The organism is Pseudomonas sp. PSB18, from assembly GCF_014596565.1.
In the GTDB taxonomy this organism is placed as follows: domain Bacteria; phylum Pseudomonadota; class Gammaproteobacteria; order Pseudomonadales; family Pseudomonadaceae; genus Aquipseudomonas.
The window spans coordinates 297,501-312,779 of the sequence record NZ_NOIN01000006.1 but is presented as its reverse complement, the minus strand read 5'-3'; the positions used below and the strand labels follow the sequence as shown (position 1 = coordinate 312,779).

Sequence of the window (15,279 nt, the reverse complement as noted above, 5' to 3'; positions counted from 1 at the left end):
CGATCACCTGGCTCAGTTGCTGTTGCTGCTTTTGTTGTCGAGGCGGTAGCCGAAGCTGACCCCCACGCCCTGGAACAGCACCACGTCAGCCAGCTGCCTGGCGAGTTCGCCAGCGCTGGCAAGCTTGGTCTTGGGCACGAAGAGCATGTCTTCCGGCTGCAGGTAGGCAATTTGCGAGGCATCGCCGCTCAGGGCTTTTTCCACGTCGTAGTGACGGGCTTCGACCTGATTGCCGTTGCGACGCATGATCACCACCGAGTCGAGCCGTGCCTTGACGTTCGTGCCTCGGGCCAGGGTCAGTGCCTCGAGCACGGAGATCGGCCGACGGATCGGGTAGGAACCGGGTTGGGCCACTTCGCCGAGGACATAGATTTCATTACCGGCGGTGGACTTGAGTAGCACGTCCACGGTCATGTGGCCGGGCAGTTGGGCGTAGCGCTCGTTGAGGAAGGTCTCCAACTGGGTGACAGTCATCCCTTGCAACGGTACCGAGCCGATTTCCGGGAAGCTGGCGTAGCCATCCCGGCCCACGATGATTTCCCGGCTCATGCCGGTGGCCGGGTGAATCAAGGTGTTGCGCAGGTTCGTCTCGTTGGACAGCGGACTGGTCACCAGCACCGTCAACTGGTTGCGATTGGGCTGGAACAGCATTTTCTGGTCGTAGGCCCGTTGCACCGCCAGGCGCGCTTCGTCGGTGGTCATGCCGGCGACTTTCACCGACGTATTGGCCCCCGGCAGTTCGATGCTGCCGTCGGGCATGACCAGTTGCGTGCCGTTGAGCTGGCTGGCGGCAGTGAAGTTCAGAGCCACCTGGTCGCCCGGCTGCACGCGATAAGCCTGGGGACTGGTGATGCCGATGTGAAAGATCACATCGAGCACATCCTGGGGCCGCAGGGTCTGTTCGACTTTGGGCATGTCGGTGGCCTGGGCGTTGGCCGGTGCGGCCGTGAGGATCTGCACCGGCATCGAGCGGGTATCGCTGGTGCTGGAGCAGCCGGCAAGCGGCAGCAACAGCAGGACAAGCATTTTGGCGTTCATCTCGTCATCCTTCTGCACGCTTACAGGTTGTTGTAGAGCCATTTGGGCATGTAGTACTTGCGCCGGTTGAACACGCTGCCCACCACTTTCGCGCCGGCCTGGGCCAGGCGCTGGCGGGTGGCCTGGGCCACTTCCCAGCGGGTGTCCTCGCCGCGCACCACCAGTACCACGCCATCCACCTGAGCGCTCATGACCAGGGTGTCGGAGGCCGCATACACGGCGTCGGCGTCGATCACCACGAAGCGGTACTGCGCGGCCAGGTGCCTGAACAGATGTCGCAGTTGTTCGGGATTGAGCCGTTCGGCATTGCGCCCCAGGCGGCCGATGGGCAGGACGTCGAAGGGCAGGCTGGAGGTTTGCACCACGCAGTCCTGCAACAGGGGCGGGGTGAGGTGGTTGAACAGCAGGTCGCTGAAGCCGCGCTCTTTCTGCAGCCCCAGTTGCTGGCTGAGGTTGCGCGGTGACTGGCTGGCGTCCACCAGCAAGACACGGCCGCTGCTCATCTGTGCCAGTTGGGCGGCCAGTGCCATGGCACTGGTGCTGGTCCCGGTACCGGTGTTGGCGGACGTCAGAAGCAGGATCCGCAGGGAAGGGTCGAGCACGGTCGAGGTCAGGTTGGTCTCGCTCGGGCTTGCGATCGTCAGGATATTCGTTGAACCGTCCATTTAACTCGCTCCGTGGCCGCTGAAAACTTTGAAGGGGGTAATCATCAGGATCTTCAAATCCAACAGCAGGCTCTGCTCGGCGATGTAGCTGAGGTCCAGTTCCACGCGCTGGTCGAAGTCGATATTGCTACGCCCGGAGATCTGCCACAGGCCGGTCAGGCCGGGGTAGACGCTCAGGCGCACAAGATGGTTGTCCTTGTAGCGATAGGCGTTGAACGAGGTCGGGCGCGGGCCCACCAGGCGCATGTCGCCGGTCACCACATTGATCAGGTTCGGCAGTTCGTCGAGGCTGCTGCGTCGCAGGAACCGGCCGATGGGGGTGATGCGCGGGTCGTTGTCGATCTTGAAGTCGATGGCGTCGGCACCGTGCTTGTTGAGGTGGCGCAGCGACTCCTTGAGGGCCTCGGCATCGGCGACCATGGTGCGGAACTTATACATGCCGAAGACGCGGCCACGGTAGCCGGTGCGCTTCTGCACGAACAGCACCGGGCCGGGGCTGGAGCGCTTGACCAGCACGGCCAGGCCCAGCAGCAGCGGGCAGAGCAGGACCAGAAGGACCAGGGCACCGAGGCAGGCGACCACCCGGTTGGTCCGCGAGACGGTCCAGGGACGACCACCGTCGCGGCCGGTCAGCCAGCCACGACCTTGCCGGTGGATGGCCGCGTCCAGGCGCCTGCGGTGTTCGGGGTCGACACGCTTGTCGCAGGGGGTGTTGAGCGGAAGGGATTGCTCATGACGGGTCATAGACTCCTCCGTTGGGTTTCATCTGCAAGTTCAGCCGCGAGCGGCGGGCGGGCAGCAGGCAGCGCGTAGTAATCGAGGAACCAGTCGATGAAGCGGGCCAGGCCTTCGTCCAATTCGATGCATGGCTGGAAGCCGGTGGCCCGTGCCAGGTCGCTGGCGTCGGCGCAGGTGTTGAGCACATCCCCCGGTTGCAGGGGCAGCAGTTCGATACGGGCGCTCAGCCCCAGGTGTTTTTCCAGCAACGCGACGTAGGTCCGCAGGGCCACCGGGTGCTGCCCGCCGATGTTGTAGATGCGCCAGGGCGCGCGGCTGGTGGACGGGTCCAAGGGTTCCACATCCCGTGCGGCAGTGACGCGAGGCGGACGATCGATCAGCCGGGCGATGCTTTCGACGATGTCGTCGATGTAGGTGAAATCACGCTGGTGCTCGCCATGGTTGAACAATTGCAGCACCCGGCCTTCGGCGATGGCGCGGGCGAACTGGATCGGCGACATGTCCGGCCGGCCCCAAGGGCCGTACACGGTAAAAAAGCGCAGGCCGGTGCAAGGGATGCCGAACAGGTGGCTGTAGCTGTGGGCCATCAGCTCGTTGGCTTTTTTGCTGGCGGCATACAACGACAATGGATGGTCGACGTTGTCCTGTTCGGAGTAAGGCGTGCGTGGGTTGGCGCCATACACCGAGCTGGAGGAGGCGTAGATCAGATGCCTGACCGGATGACGGCGGCAGCTTTCGAGGATGTTCAGGAACCCGGTGAGGTTGCTGTCGACGTAGGCCCGTGGGTTCTCCAGGGAGTAGCGCACTCCCGCCTGTGCGGCGAGGTGGATTACCACGTCCGGGCGGTACGACTGGAACAGTTCATCGATGGCGCAGGCGTCGGTCAGGTCCAGCCGTGCGAGGGGGAACTCACCCGCCTGAGCCTTCACCCAGGCGATGCGGTCATGCTTGAGTTGGGGGTCGTAGTAGTCGTTGAAATTGTCCAACCCGCACACCCGGTGACCGTCGCACAGCAGTCGCCGCACGCAGTGGGCACCGATGAAACCGGCCGCGCCGGTTACCAGGATGTTCACGCTTGCGGCCCCGGTGCCGAGCCGTCCGGCACGGTATGCCGCAGCCCGATGCCGCGATACAGCAGCCCGGCGGCAGCGAGGTGTTCCGGGTTGTACAGGTTGCGACCGTCAATGATGATCCGGGCGCGCAGTTTGCGGGCGAGCAGGTCGAAATCCACCACGCGGAAGTTCTTCCACTCGGTGCAGATCACCAGGGCGTCGGCGTCTTCCAAGGTGTCGTCACGGGTGGCGCACAGGTTCAGGTCCTTGCGGTAGCCGTAGAGCCGCCGGCATTCGGACATGGCTTCCGGGTCGTAGGCCTGGACCCGGGCGCCTTCGCGCCATAGTGCTTCCATCAGGTACCGACTGGGCGCTTCGCGCATGTCGTCGGTGTTGGGTTTGAAGGCCAGGCCCCAGACGGCAATCGATTTACCGGCCAGGCCATCGGGAAACTGCTTGGCGAGTTTCTCGAACAGGATGTGCCGCTGGCGGTCGTTGACGTCGGTGACGCTGCGCAACAGGCTCAGCGGCATGCCGCTCTGTTCGGCGGTGTGCAGCAGGGCCCGCAGGTCCTTGGGAAAGCACGAGCCGCCAAAGCCGCAGCCGGGATAAATGAAGTGATAACCGATGCGCGGGTCCGAGCCGATGCCTTTGCGCACCGCTTCGATGTCGGCGCCCAATCGTTCGGTGAGGTTGGCCAGTTCGTTCATGAAGCTGATGCGGGTGGCGAGCATGGCGTTGGCGGCGTACTTGGTCAGTTCGGCGCTGCGGTTATCCATGAACATCAGCTTTTCGCGGTTGCGGCAGAAGGGGGCGTAGAGCTCGCTCATCTGGTCGCGGGCCACGGTGTCGGCGGTGCCGACGATGATCCGGTCCGGGCGCATGCAATCGGCCAGGGCGCTGCCTTCCTTGAGAAATTCGGGGTTGGACACCACCCGCACGTTCAGCCGTTTCAGGCCCCGTCGGGCCAGCGCCTGGCGGGCGCATTCGGCAACTTTGTCGGCGGTGCCCACTGGCACGGTGGACTTAATGATCAGGGTGCGATCGCTGTCCATGAAGTCGGCAATCTGCCGGGTTACCGCCAGTACATGGCTCAGGTCTGCCGAGCCGTCTTCATCGGCGGGGGTGCCGACGGCGATGAAAATGAGTTCGCCATGGTTGACCGCATCGCTGGCCTGGGAACTGAACGACAGGCGCCCGGCCTTGATGTTGTCTTCGAGCAATCCGGAGAGTCCCGGTTCGCTGATCGGGGGGACCGCTTGCTGCAGCTGCCGGATCTTGTTCGGGTCGATGTCGATGCACAACACGCGGTGTCCGACGTCGGCCAATGCTGCCGCTTGGATGAGCCCCACGTACCCCGTTCCAAATACGCTCACGTCCATTCTGGCGTGCCTCGTAGATCGTTTTTATGTAACTCGGATGAAACTGTTTAGGGGGGTATAGCGCAGCCTCAGAAAAGCGTGTCAGCAAAATGACAGTTGTCACTGTTGGCAAAACTAGAAAGTGTCGGGCCTTTTGATATCAAGTTATTGACAGTCTTGGAAAAGTGCCTGTTTTAAAGGGTTAAATGCGCGTCAAAAAAATCGATGAACGGTATTTACCCATAGATTCTTCATTATTTTTAGGGTGTTTCGTGTCATTTTTGGGCTAACTTTTTTTTGACGCGTATTTGATTCATGACCTTTCTTGCGCTTTGGAACGCCGCTGCTAGTGTCCAGGAACAGAGCCCTTTGCGAACGTCACGATTGCGTCGAGAAAGCCATGGCCCGATACCTCAAGGAACTGCTGCTGGCGCTGTACCTGATCAGGGGATATGACTACTACCTTGACCGTCTGGAGGCGCTGGGTTTTGGCTTTGCGACGGTGTTGTTCGGCGCGATGTTCGTGGCGTTGGTGGTGGCGTTGTGGATGACCGCCTATATCCGCCACGCGCTGGTGCGGCACCTGTTCGCGTTGGCGATGTTTGTGTCGGCGGTGTTCTTCGAGGTGTACACCCGGGTGACCGACAGCTACCTGACCTACAGCCAGTTCGTGTCGCTGGTGTACTCCGGTGGTTTTATCCAGGAGGCGGCCTGGCAGTATCGCGAGGTGATCATCAGCGCGATGGTCGCCGGACTGTTGCTGCTGTTGGGGATTGGTCTCAAGCCCCGCCGGCGGATACCGCTGCCCGGTTATCTCCCCGTTGCCGCGCCGCTGCTGGGCGTACTGATGCTCAGCGGTGTGCTCTTTGTGCGGGCTGGCGAAGGTGCCCGGGGTCTACCGGCGATGTACACGCCGCTGGCCTATTTGAACCTGTTCGTCTATGAGGCCTTGCACAACACGGTCGGTCCGCGGGAGCCGGTGCGCCTGGTGCGGAAAACGTCGCCGATCGGGCATGACATCGTGCTGATCATCGATGAAAGCGTCTCCGGCAACTACCTGGATATCAATACGCCGTCGGGTGTGCACTCCGGGCTCAAGACGCCGCCGTCCGGGGTGGATATTTTCAATTTCGGCTACGCGGCCTCCATTGCCAATTGCAGCGCCGACACCAATGTCACCCTGCGCTATGGGGGTACCCGCGCCGACTACATGCGCATCAACAGCACCCAACCTTCGATCTGGCAGTACGCCAAGGGCGCGGGCTTGCGCACCGTCTACATCGACGCCCAGCGCACGGGGGGCAATCTGCAGAACCTGATGACCGATCTGGAGAAAAAGGACATCGATGTCTTTGTCCAATTCGACCAGACCAGCGTGCGCGACCGCGACATGGCGGCGGCGGACAAGTTGATCGAGTTGCTCGGCGATGACCAGCCGGAGCTGGTGGTCATCAACAAGGTCGGCGCGCATTTCCCGGTGCATGACAAGTACCCCGATGATTTCATGAGCTACCGCCCCGCTTTGCCGCGAGGGCAGTATCAGGACGTGGCCGACACCGGCCGGCGTGACGGTTTCAATGGCCAGAAGGATGACTGGGTGCTCTACCGCAACGCCTACCAGAACACGCTGTTGTGGAATGTCGGCGAGTTTTTCCGGAGGATCTTCAGCCAGGCGGCCTTGGCCAATGCCGTGCTGATCTACACCTCAGACCATGGCCAGGACCTGCATGAACGCGGCAACCCGGGGCTCAACACCCATTGTGGCGGGGACCCGGTGGAAGAGGAGGGATTGGTGCCGTTGGTGGTGATCCAGGGTAGCCGTCTGCACACGCTCGATTGGCGCGAGGCCTGGGCCCAGAACAAGGACCGTTCCAGCCACTACAACATCTTCCCGACGCTGTTGCAGCTGATGGGCTATGACCGTGCGGGGGTGCAAGCTCTGTATGGCAAATCCCTCGACCAACCCACCGCAGACGACTTCACCTTCAACTACCGATTCAACGCACGCCTGGGCGCCAAACCGGCCTGGAAACACATCGACCTGAACAGCATCGTGACCCCGAAACCGGCCCAGGCTGAGATGGCGGTAGGGCACTGAAGGGTGGGTCAGCTTGCATGGATGTTGACTGCGCCGCCGCCATCGCGAGCAGGCTCGCTCCCACCCGGGTCCGGGGTGGACACACCATCCCAGCTCACCGCCAATCCCTTGTGAAGGCCTATCTTGTCGTGGCGATCGTTCCGGGATGGGTGGGGTCGTGGAGAAGCGAGAAGCCCTGGTCGAGCAATGTGCGGCCAATGAAGCGTGACCCCCCATCGTTCAAGTGTGCGTCATCGCGGTAGAGCATTTGTCCGTCGATGATCGGGCTGCACAGCCCCGCCGGGCAGATCACTTGATTAGGATCGATAAAGTGCACCTGGGGCAGCCTTGCGCGTATCCCTGCCCAGTAAGGCGCCGCGATATCCAGCGGTGCCGAACATGGGCGGTCGATGCTGAACATCAAGCGGCGCACGGGGCAGGTCGCGGCTTTGTCGATGGTCTGATTGCTGAGAATCACGATGACTTGCCCCGAGTTGTCCGCCACGCGCTTGATACTGGCTTCGATCATATGGGCGCTCGCCTCGTCCCTGGGCCAGGCCCCAGCCAGCACCACGTCAGCGTACTGGTTCTGCTCGATCAGCTTCTGCACGCGTTTGTTGCGTTCCGTGCAATGGGCGACATACACCGGCGATATCGGCGCGGTGTAACCGAAGATCGGCGGGCAGTCATCCAGGGTGTAATCCATCAAGCTGATGCCGTTGGGTTTGGCCAGGATATCCACCATGCCGGTGAAATGGTTGGCGAACGAGTCACCGACCATGATCCCATCGAGTTGCTCCTTGCGTGCCCCGATACGGCAGTTGGGGTTGGGCTCGGCACTGTATTTCGCGTTGGGCATGTGGCAATCGCTGCGAAGCTTGTTCGGCTCGACCAAGGTCATGGCCTCAAGCGTCGACACCTCTGGCGCAAAGCGCTGTGGAAAACCGTGCAGTTGCAGGGTCAGCGCAGCCAACACGGCGAGCCCAAGGGCCGGTGCCATGAATCGTCGAGTGAATACGTGCGCAAACGGTAATTGTGCTCCGGTCCGTCGAAAGGGGCGTTCGATATAGCGCCAGGAGCACCAGGACAGGGCGATCGACACCCCCAGCAGTGAAATTCCCACGGGAAGGGTAATGGCAATGCCCAGGTAATTCAGATAGGCAATCAGTGGCCAGTGCCATAGATAAAGCGAGTAGGAGATCAGGCCGATGAAGACCATGGGCCGGTTGTTCAATAAGCGAGACTGCACGCCAGCACTGCCGGCCAGAATCAGCAACGCAGCGCCCAGGCAAGGCATCAAGGCATTGATGCCGGGGAAGGGGGCGTCGGGGTTCAGGGTAAACAAGGAAAAGCCGATCAACCCGGCCCCTGCCAACGCGAACCCCAAGGCTGCCCGCTTGCCGAGCGGCCTTGGCCGATACAGATAAATGCCCAGTACCCCACCCACCATCAATTCGAAAAAACGCGTGGGCAGTAGATAGTAGGAGGCGGTGACGAAGACGTTCGTGGCGTACTCCGAAAAAACAGTGGCCACGACAATGCCCACCCCCAGCACGGCCAGCACATAACGCGGCGCCAGCCGATGGATCGCCAGAATGAGCAACGGCCAGATCACATAGAACTGTTCTTCGATACCCAGCGACCAGGTGTGCAGCAACGGGGCCTCGCTGGCGTCCGCCGCGAAGTAATTTCCGTACTTCATCCAGATGTAGACATTCGAGACCCCTAGCAGTGACAGCAGCGCACTGAGGTTGAGCCGGTTCAGGTCGGCCGGAGAAAGGATGAAGGCCCCGGCGACCACGCTCGCCAGCAACACCGTTGCCAACGCAGGCACGATGCGGTTGATGCGTCGTTGATAAAAACGCTTCACTGAAAAGGTGTTGTTCTTGATCTCGGAAAACACCTGGGAGGTGATCAGAAAGCCCGAGATGACGAAGAAAATGTCGACGCCTACGAAGCCACCCGGGAGCAGGTTGGTGCTGAGGTGATGGATGAACACGACGATGACTGCAACGGCGCGAAGCCCGTCGATATCGTGGCGATAGTCGTTGTGAGGCATGTCGGTGACCGTCGTTGAAGGCAGCGTCAAGGGTTGTCATTTTCATGACGGTTTCGCCGGAAGATCGGAAGCGGCGTGTATTACTGATTGATTGATAGCTGAAAATTGACACTGCACAAGAAAGGCGGAGCCAATGTGGTCGCGCACTGACAAACGGTAGGCACCCTTAATGCAGGCTCAGCGATGGGGGCCGGCACTCAACTCCGTTATCCTGAGCCTCACAGTGTCTCATCCGAGCCTTTCCATGCTTGAAGTCCGCGATGTGTTCAAAAGCTACGTCACCCCTCAGGGCCCGTTGCCGGTGTTGCAAGGCGTCGACCTGACGTTGACGCCGGGCAGCAGCCTGGCGCTGATGGGAGAATCCGGCAGTGGTAAAAGTACCTTGCTGCACCTGGTCGCCGGGTTGGACAAGGTCGATCGGGGCAGTATCCGCAGTGGCGAGTACCGGCTCGACGGCATGAGCGAAAGCCAGTTGGCGAGTTGGCGGCGAACGGAAATCGGCCTGGTGTTCCAGCAGTTCAACCTTATCAGCAGCTTGTCGGTCGAAGACAACCTGGCGTTCCAGGCGCGATTGTGTGGTCGCCATGACCCCACCTGGCAGGCCCACCTGATACAACGACTCGGGCTTGGGGACCTGCTGCGACGTTATCCCGAACAGCTTTCCGGCGGCCAGCAGCAACGGGTCGCCCTGGGCCGGGCGCTGGCTTCGCGTCCGCCTTTGCTGCTGGCCGACGAACCCACCGGCAGCCTCGACGAAGCCACCAGTGACGAAGTGCTGCACCTGTTGCTGGAGCTGTTGGATGGCAGCTCCACCAGTCTGCTGATGGTCACCCACAGTCCGCGGGTGGCGGCCCGTCTGGCTGAACGCGTGGTGTTGCACGGCGGGCGGCTGGCGCAGGTGGGTCAGGATTGATGATCTTTCGCCAGACCCTCAAGGCCTTGCTCAGCCATTGGCGCTTGCACCCGGTGCAGTTCTTCAGTGTGTTGACCGGGCTCTGGCTCGCCACCAGCCTGCTGACCGGCGTGCAAGCCTTGAACAGTCAGGCCCGGGACAGCTACGCCCGAGCCAGCCAGCTCATTGGCGGCGAACCCCAGGCCAGCCTCAGTGCCCCCGGTGGTGGTACCTTTCCCCAGCAATGGTTTGTCGATCTGCGTCGCCAGGGTTGGCCGGTGTCGCCGGTGTTGCAGACCAGGGTGACGCTCAAGGGGCATGAAGACCAGCGTCTGCAACTGATGGGCATCGAGCCGGTTTCGCTGCCCGCCGGTGCGGCGCTGGCGGGGCAGACGCGGGAAATGAGCGAGGTGGTGGCGTTTTTCACTGAGCCTGGCCGCACCTGGATCGCCCCGCAAACCCTGCAAGCCTTGGGACTGGGCGAGGGCGACCGGCCCCTGACCTTCGATGGACACGCCTTGCCACCCCTGCACGTCCAGGCGGACATGGCGCCGGGCATGCTGCTGATGGACATCGGCTTCGCTCAACAAGTGCTCGGGCAGCCGGAACGGTTGTCCCGTTTGCTGCTGCCCGCCACGTTCACCGCGGCGTTGCCCGAAACGTTCAACGGTCGGTTGCAATTCAAGCGCGCCGATGAAGAAAACAATCTATCGCGCCTGACCGAAAGCTTTCACCTGAACCTCGACGCCCTGGGTTTCCTGTCGTTTGTGGTGGGGTTGTTCATTGTTCACGCGGCGATCGGCCTGGCCCTGGAGCAACGCCGCAGTTTGCTGCGAACCCTGCGAGCGTGCGGCGTCAGTGCGCGGATGCTGGTCACCAGCCTGGCGGTTGAGCTGGGGGCACTGGCGTTGTTGGGCGGCGTGGCCGGGGTACTGAGCGGCTATTGGCTGGCGAGCCTGCTGTTGCCGGATGTCGCGGCGAGCCTGCGCGGGTTGTACGGTGCCGAAGTGCCCGGGTATTTGAATCTCAGCCCGTGGTGGTGGCTGAGCGGCGTAGGCCTGAGCCTGCTCGGCGCGCTGCTGGCCGGTGCCGACAGTTTGCTGCGGGCGGCGCGTTTGCCGTTGCTGGCGCTGGCCAACCCCCAGGCCTGGCATCAGGCCCATGCACGCTGGCTGCGCCGTCAGGGCTGGGTAGCGACATTGGCGGCATTGATTGCTGTGTTTGCGTTGCTGCGGGGTGACAGTCTGGCCAGCGGTTTTGTCCTGATGACAGCCTTGCTGCTGGGCGCGGCCCTGGCCTTGCCGGTATTGCTCAATCATGCGCTGAACCTGTTGCTGCGCCGCAGCCGTTCAGTGCTCGGACAATGGTTTCTCGCTGACTGCCGGCAACAACTGCCGACGTTGAGCCTGGCGTTGATGGCCTTGTTGCTGGCGTTGGCGGCGAATATCGGTGCTGGCAGCATGACCGCAGGTTTCCGTCAGACGTTCACCCACTGGCTCGAACAGCGCCTGACCGCGGAACTGTACGTCAGCCCGCAGACCCCGGCCCAGGCCGGCGAGCTGCACGCCTGGCTCAAACAGCAGCCGACCGTGACGGCCATATTGCCCAACTGGCAGGTCTCGGTGCCTTTGCAAGGCTGGCCGACGGATGTCTTCGGTGTCATCGATCACCCTCTCTATCGCCAGCATTGGCCACTGTTGGACTCCGCCGACAGAGCCTGGGAGCAACTGGCCGCCGCCGACACGCTGATGCTCAGCGAACAGTTGGCCCGTCGCCTCAAGGTCCGGGTTGGCGATCAACTGACCCTGCCCACTCCGCAGGGGCCATGGACGCCACGTATCGTCGGTATCTACGCCGACTACGGCAATCCCAAGGGCCATGTGCTGGTCAACGTCGACCACCTGCTCGCCCATTGGCCGGAACTGACGCCGTATCGCTTCAACCTGCGGATCGAGCCCTCTGCCATGCCGACGCTGCTGGCGGCGCTGCAAAGTCGATTCGACCTGGACGACAGCCGGATCCTCGATCAGGCCCGGCTCAAGGGCTGGTCGACCCAGGTGTTCGAACGCACCTTTGCCGCCACCGCTGCGCTTAACGGCTTGACGCTGGCCGTGGCTGGGGTGGCGCTGTTCATCAGCCTGCTGACCCAGAGCCAGAGTCGTCTCGGCCAGTTGGCGCCGCTGTGGGCGCTGGGCGTGACACGTCGGCAACTGATGCTGCTCAACCTTGGCCAGACCTGGCTGCTGTCGTTGCTGACCCTGGTGCTGGCCGTGCCGCTGGGTATCGCCCTGGCCTGGTGCCTGGATGCGGTGATCAATGTGCAGGCGTTCGGTTGGCGCTTGCCGTTGCGGGTGTTCCCGGTGCAACTGGTGCAATTGCTGGCGTTGGCGATGTTCGCCACGTTGCTGGCGTCCGCCTGGCCGTTGTACGCCTTGTACCGCACCCAGCCTGCTGATCTGCTCAGGCGCTTTTCCCAGGAGGACCGCTCATGAAAATCCGGATCGGCCTGCTGTTGTTGGCGCTGCTCGGCGGTTGTGACAAACCGGCGGAACCCCCAAAAGGCTTTGCCGGCCTGGGCGGCGAGGCCGTTGCCTTCACACCGGTGGTGCCTGGGCGGGTGTTCGGCTTTCCGGCGGATCACGGCGTTCACCAGGGATATCGCATCGAATGGTGGTATGTCACCGCCAATCTCAAGGATGCCGAGGGGCATGAATTTGGCGTGCAATGGACACTGTTTCGCAGTGCCTTGAGCGCCGGCCCCCAAGCGGATGGCTGGCGCAACCAGACGATCTGGCTCGGTCACGCCGCGGTCACCTCTGCGACAGTCCATCATGCCGCCGAGCGCTATGCGCGGGGCGGGGTGGGGCAGGCCGGGGTGCAGGCGATGCCCTTCGAGGCCTGGATCGACGATTGGCAATTCACCACCCAAGCCAGCGGCCCCGACCCGTTGGCCGACATGCAACTGAAGGCCCGCGATTCACACTTTGGCTATGAGCTGCGGCTCACGTCGGCCCGTCCCCTGGTATTGCAGGGCGACAAGGGTTTCAGCCAGAAATCCCAACAGGGGCAGGCGTCGTACTACTACAGCCAGCCGTTCTTCCAGGCCAGTGGTCAGCTGGAGATCGACGGTCGGCGCTACACGGTCAGTGGCCCGGCCTGGCTTGATCGTGAGTGGAGCAGCCAGCCGCTGACCGCTAACCAGACCGGATGGGACTGGTTCTCCCTGCACCTGGACAGTGGCGAGCACGTGATGCTCTACCGCATGCGCCACAAGGACGGGGCGCCGTATCTCACCGGCACCTGGATCGATGCCCAGGGCCAGGCGCAACCCCTGCACGCCGCCGACATCGAGCTGGTGCCGCTGGACACCGCCCAAGTCGCCGGACGCTCGATGCCGGTTCGCTGGTCCATCAAGATCCCTGGCAAGCAGGTCGAGATCAGCACCCGCGCCCTGAACCCCAACGCCTGGATGGCCCTGCGCATCCCCTATTGGGAAGGCCCGGTGCAGGTGAACGGCAGTCATGGCGGCAGCGGCTATCTGGAAATGACCGGTTATTGAGACTCGTCGGAACTCCCGGGGAGCGGCTCCCTCATACGTTATGAATGCCCGGACAAGGCCTGACAGGAGCCCGTCATGAGCGATGACCTCAAACCCCCGGCGCTGGCCGATTGGCAGCGACTGTTCGACGACAAGGCCTATTGGCAGCAGTCGCCCGATGCTCATTTCACCGAGTTGATGCAGGTGGCCAACGACCTGTTCGGCCAAGGGGCTATCGACCTGGCGCAATGGCAGGAGCTCAAGGCCCGGGCCGAACAGCTCCACCAGCGCTCCCCGGATGCCAACGTTGCCGAAGAAGTCGCCGACCCCGATGCCTGATTTGTGAGCCCGAACACGCCAGGAGTAGCCATGAAGGACAATCCTGATCACACCACGCAGAACCCCGACGAACCGGCGCTGCCCGGCGAAGTGGAGCGCGATAACGATGCCCAGCGCCCGAACGACCCGGCCAAGCGCAAACAGCAGGAGGGTGAGCCTGGAGCGGGCGAGACCGAGGCACAAAAAGCCGGGCGTCATCACGGGAGTCCGTCATCTCGATCCAATAAAAACGGCAACGTATAACTATTGTCAGGGTTATGTAACGCGTTACATGATCGGATGGGTTGTTGTACTGATGTGTTGCATTTATCTAACAGGCTGTACAACTATTAATAGGATCCAACTTCTGCAACTCAGTCAAACGATTAATTGAACGGACGAGTGGGTATTGGCGGCCAATAATTAAAATAAGCCAGAGCTGAATAATTATTTATAAACGTGAGGCGGACATAGCTCGAAAGTTCCACTATGATTGAGCCCGTTCGCCCAGTGTCTGGCTCTTTACCAGTGCATGGAATGCCGAGGCCGTCACACTGGGCGAACACCGTCTGAAACACTTACTCATACTTATCCACATCGACCAGCCGAGCCGGCCGATGCATGAACGGTTGTCCCGGTATTAACCGGCAACCGGCGAGCGCCAATCATCGGAACCCGACGTTCCGCTGACTTCGTGAGTCCAAGTAATCTTGCGATAGGTGAAATGCACGTCTTCCAGATGGGTGAAGTGTGCGTTCGCCGGGTCCTGGCAGTTGAGCATGTAGTCCTTGATATCGACGATGATCGCGTCTTCCAATGTAGTGGTGTAGTAATGCTCCTGAGTGCCGGCAGCAGAAGTGCGATACCACTGGATTTCAACCTTGGTCAGGCGTTCACCGCAGGTCAGGGCCGCCAGCAGCAGTGGCGAAGCCTTGTCGAAGACCTTGGTGATGACCAGCGGTTTATGCACGCGTTGACCGGTTGGTTGGCCCGATTGTGGATCGCGCGGGATGATGACCTGATGCTGGAAGCCCTGCACCATGACCTGGTCTTCATGACCTTCCTGATAGGTGTTGCCCACCGAGTCGGCGGTAAACGCGCCGGCAGTGATCAGACCTTGTTTGGTGCCTTCGATGGACATGTATGCGGGGGTAGCCAATGGATGCTCTCCTTGCTGGATAACTAAAGGACCTGGGAAGGAATCGTCCCGAGGTGCCGGAGGAGTTATCAAGAGCTATGCCATTTCTATAAAAGTCCTTTTATTTCAAATATTTATTCAACTTTATGAGCTGCCTTCGAGTATTTCTTCGACCATTTGGACGCGATCTGCGCAACAGCCTGCGCAGCGCCATGCAATTTCTTGCGCAACGGTTGCGAGCCCGTGGGAACAGGCAGAACGACGCGAATGATGGGCTCATGGCGAAAGCGGTGGGGCATTTTTTGCCAAACCTGATCTTGTAGCCGAGATGCTTACTGTGGCGAGGGAGCTTGCTCCCGCTGGGCTGCGCAGCGGCCCCTTTTTTGTGAGTGCTCCGCACTCA

General features: G+C 61.6%; 13 protein-coding genes. 6 read left to right on the top strand and 7 right to left on the bottom strand.

Annotated features, from left to right (window positions below; all coding sequences use genetic code 11):
* Positions 1 to 12: 12 nt before the first annotated feature.
* From CGA22_RS16655 to CGA22_RS16635, 5 genes are read right to left on the bottom strand one after another with little or no spacing between them, the layout of a single operon-like run.
* Positions 13 to 1,038, bottom strand: a complete 1,026-nt coding sequence (locus CGA22_RS16655; RefSeq protein WP_041023476.1) for a polysaccharide biosynthesis/export family protein — start codon at positions 1,036 to 1,038, stop codon at positions 13 to 15.
* 20 nt (positions 1,039 to 1,058) lie between these two features.
* Positions 1,059 to 1,703, bottom strand: a complete 645-nt coding sequence (locus CGA22_RS16650; RefSeq protein ID WP_041023475.1) for a CpsD/CapB family tyrosine-protein kinase — start codon at positions 1,701 to 1,703, stop codon at positions 1,059 to 1,061.
* A complete protein-coding gene (locus tag CGA22_RS16645) occupies positions 1,704 to 2,447 on the bottom strand; it encodes a sugar transferase (protein WP_041023474.1) in 744 nt (247 codons plus the stop codon).
* On the bottom strand, positions 2,444 to 3,514 hold the full coding sequence (locus CGA22_RS16640; RefSeq protein ID WP_041023473.1) for an NAD-dependent epimerase: 1,071 nt from the start codon (positions 3,512 to 3,514) through the stop codon (positions 2,444 to 2,446). Before CGA22_RS16640 ends, CGA22_RS16645 begins: the two co-directional genes overlap by 4 nt.
* The gene (locus tag CGA22_RS16635; protein ID WP_041023472.1) at positions 3,511 to 4,875 is read right to left on the bottom strand and encodes a UDP-glucose dehydrogenase family protein; all 1,365 of its coding nucleotides are present in this window, start codon (positions 4,873 to 4,875) and stop codon (positions 3,511 to 3,513) included. The genes CGA22_RS16640 and CGA22_RS16635 overlap by 4 nt, the downstream gene beginning before the upstream one ends.
* A 379-nt stretch (positions 4,876 to 5,254) precedes the next feature.
* On the opposite strand from CGA22_RS16635, the gene CGA22_RS16630 reads away from it, so the two are divergent.
* Positions 5,255 to 6,952: a sulfatase-like hydrolase/transferase gene (locus CGA22_RS16630; RefSeq protein ID WP_188258650.1), complete on the top strand. Its 1,698-nt coding sequence runs from the start codon at positions 5,255 to 5,257 to the stop codon at positions 6,950 to 6,952.
* 118 nt (positions 6,953 to 7,070) lie between these two features.
* Here the strand turns inward: CGA22_RS16630 and CGA22_RS16625 are convergent, their stop codons facing one another.
* The gene (locus CGA22_RS16625; RefSeq protein WP_223194797.1) at positions 7,071 to 9,020 is read right to left on the bottom strand and encodes an acyltransferase family protein; all 1,950 of its coding nucleotides are present in this window, start codon (positions 9,018 to 9,020) and stop codon (positions 7,071 to 7,073) included.
* Between the two features lie 214 nt (positions 9,021 to 9,234).
* Between CGA22_RS16625 and CGA22_RS16620 the strand changes: the two genes are divergently transcribed.
* From CGA22_RS16620 to CGA22_RS16600, 5 genes are all read left to right on the top strand, one after another.
* Positions 9,235 to 9,903, top strand: coding sequence for an ABC transporter ATP-binding protein (locus CGA22_RS16620; protein WP_041022079.1), 669 nt, complete (start codon positions 9,235 to 9,237; stop codon positions 9,901 to 9,903).
* Entirely contained in the window at positions 9,900 to 12,374 is a 2,475-nt protein-coding gene (locus CGA22_RS16615; RefSeq protein ID WP_041022078.1) for an ABC transporter permease, read from the top strand. Before CGA22_RS16620 ends, CGA22_RS16615 begins: the two co-directional genes overlap by 4 nt.
* The gene (locus CGA22_RS16610) at positions 12,371 to 13,441 is read left to right on the top strand and encodes a lipocalin-like domain-containing protein (RefSeq protein WP_041022077.1); all 1,071 of its coding nucleotides are present in this window, start codon (positions 12,371 to 12,373) and stop codon (positions 13,439 to 13,441) included. Before CGA22_RS16615 ends, CGA22_RS16610 begins: the two co-directional genes overlap by 4 nt.
* Before the next feature lie 75 nt (positions 13,442 to 13,516).
* Positions 13,517 to 13,759 (top strand): hypothetical protein, encoded by a 243-nt coding sequence (locus CGA22_RS16605; RefSeq protein WP_041022076.1) that lies wholly within the window; start codon positions 13,517 to 13,519, stop codon positions 13,757 to 13,759.
* A gap of 30 nt (positions 13,760 to 13,789) precedes the next feature.
* Positions 13,790 to 14,002 (top strand): hypothetical protein, encoded by a 213-nt coding sequence (locus tag CGA22_RS16600; protein ID WP_041022075.1) that lies wholly within the window; start codon positions 13,790 to 13,792, stop codon positions 14,000 to 14,002.
* A gap of 376 nt (positions 14,003 to 14,378) precedes the next feature.
* Here the strand turns inward: CGA22_RS16600 and CGA22_RS16595 are convergent, their stop codons facing one another.
* Complete coding sequence (locus CGA22_RS16595) at positions 14,379 to 14,897, bottom strand: Hcp family type VI secretion system effector (protein ID WP_041022074.1); 519 nt, start codon at positions 14,895 to 14,897, stop codon at positions 14,379 to 14,381.
* Positions 14,898 to 15,279 lie beyond the last annotated feature (382 nt).

Coding starts and splice junctions, on each gene's coding strand:
- CGA22_RS16655 (WP_041023476.1), bottom strand. CDS start 1,038: ATGAACGCCAAAATGCTTGTCCTGCTGTTGCTGCCGCTTGCCGGCTGC.
- CGA22_RS16650 (WP_041023475.1), bottom strand. CDS start 1,703: ATGGACGGTTCAACGAATATCCTGACGATCGCAAGCCCGAGCGAGACC.
- CGA22_RS16645 (WP_041023474.1), bottom strand. CDS start 2,447: ATGACCCGTCATGAGCAATCCCTTCCGCTCAACACCCCCTGCGACAAG.
- CGA22_RS16635 (WP_041023472.1), bottom strand. CDS start 4,875: ATGGACGTGAGCGTATTTGGAACGGGGTACGTGGGGCTCATCCAAGCG.
- CGA22_RS16630 (WP_188258650.1), top strand. CDS start 5,255: ATGGCCCGATACCTCAAGGAACTGCTGCTGGCGCTGTACCTGATCAGG.
- CGA22_RS16620 (WP_041022079.1), top strand. CDS start 9,235: ATGCTTGAAGTCCGCGATGTGTTCAAAAGCTACGTCACCCCTCAGGGC.
- CGA22_RS16610 (WP_041022077.1), top strand. CDS start 12,371: ATGAAAATCCGGATCGGCCTGCTGTTGTTGGCGCTGCTCGGCGGTTGT.
- CGA22_RS16605 (WP_041022076.1), top strand. CDS start 13,517: ATGAGCGATGACCTCAAACCCCCGGCGCTGGCCGATTGGCAGCGACTG.
- CGA22_RS16600 (WP_041022075.1), top strand. CDS start 13,790: ATGAAGGACAATCCTGATCACACCACGCAGAACCCCGACGAACCGGCG.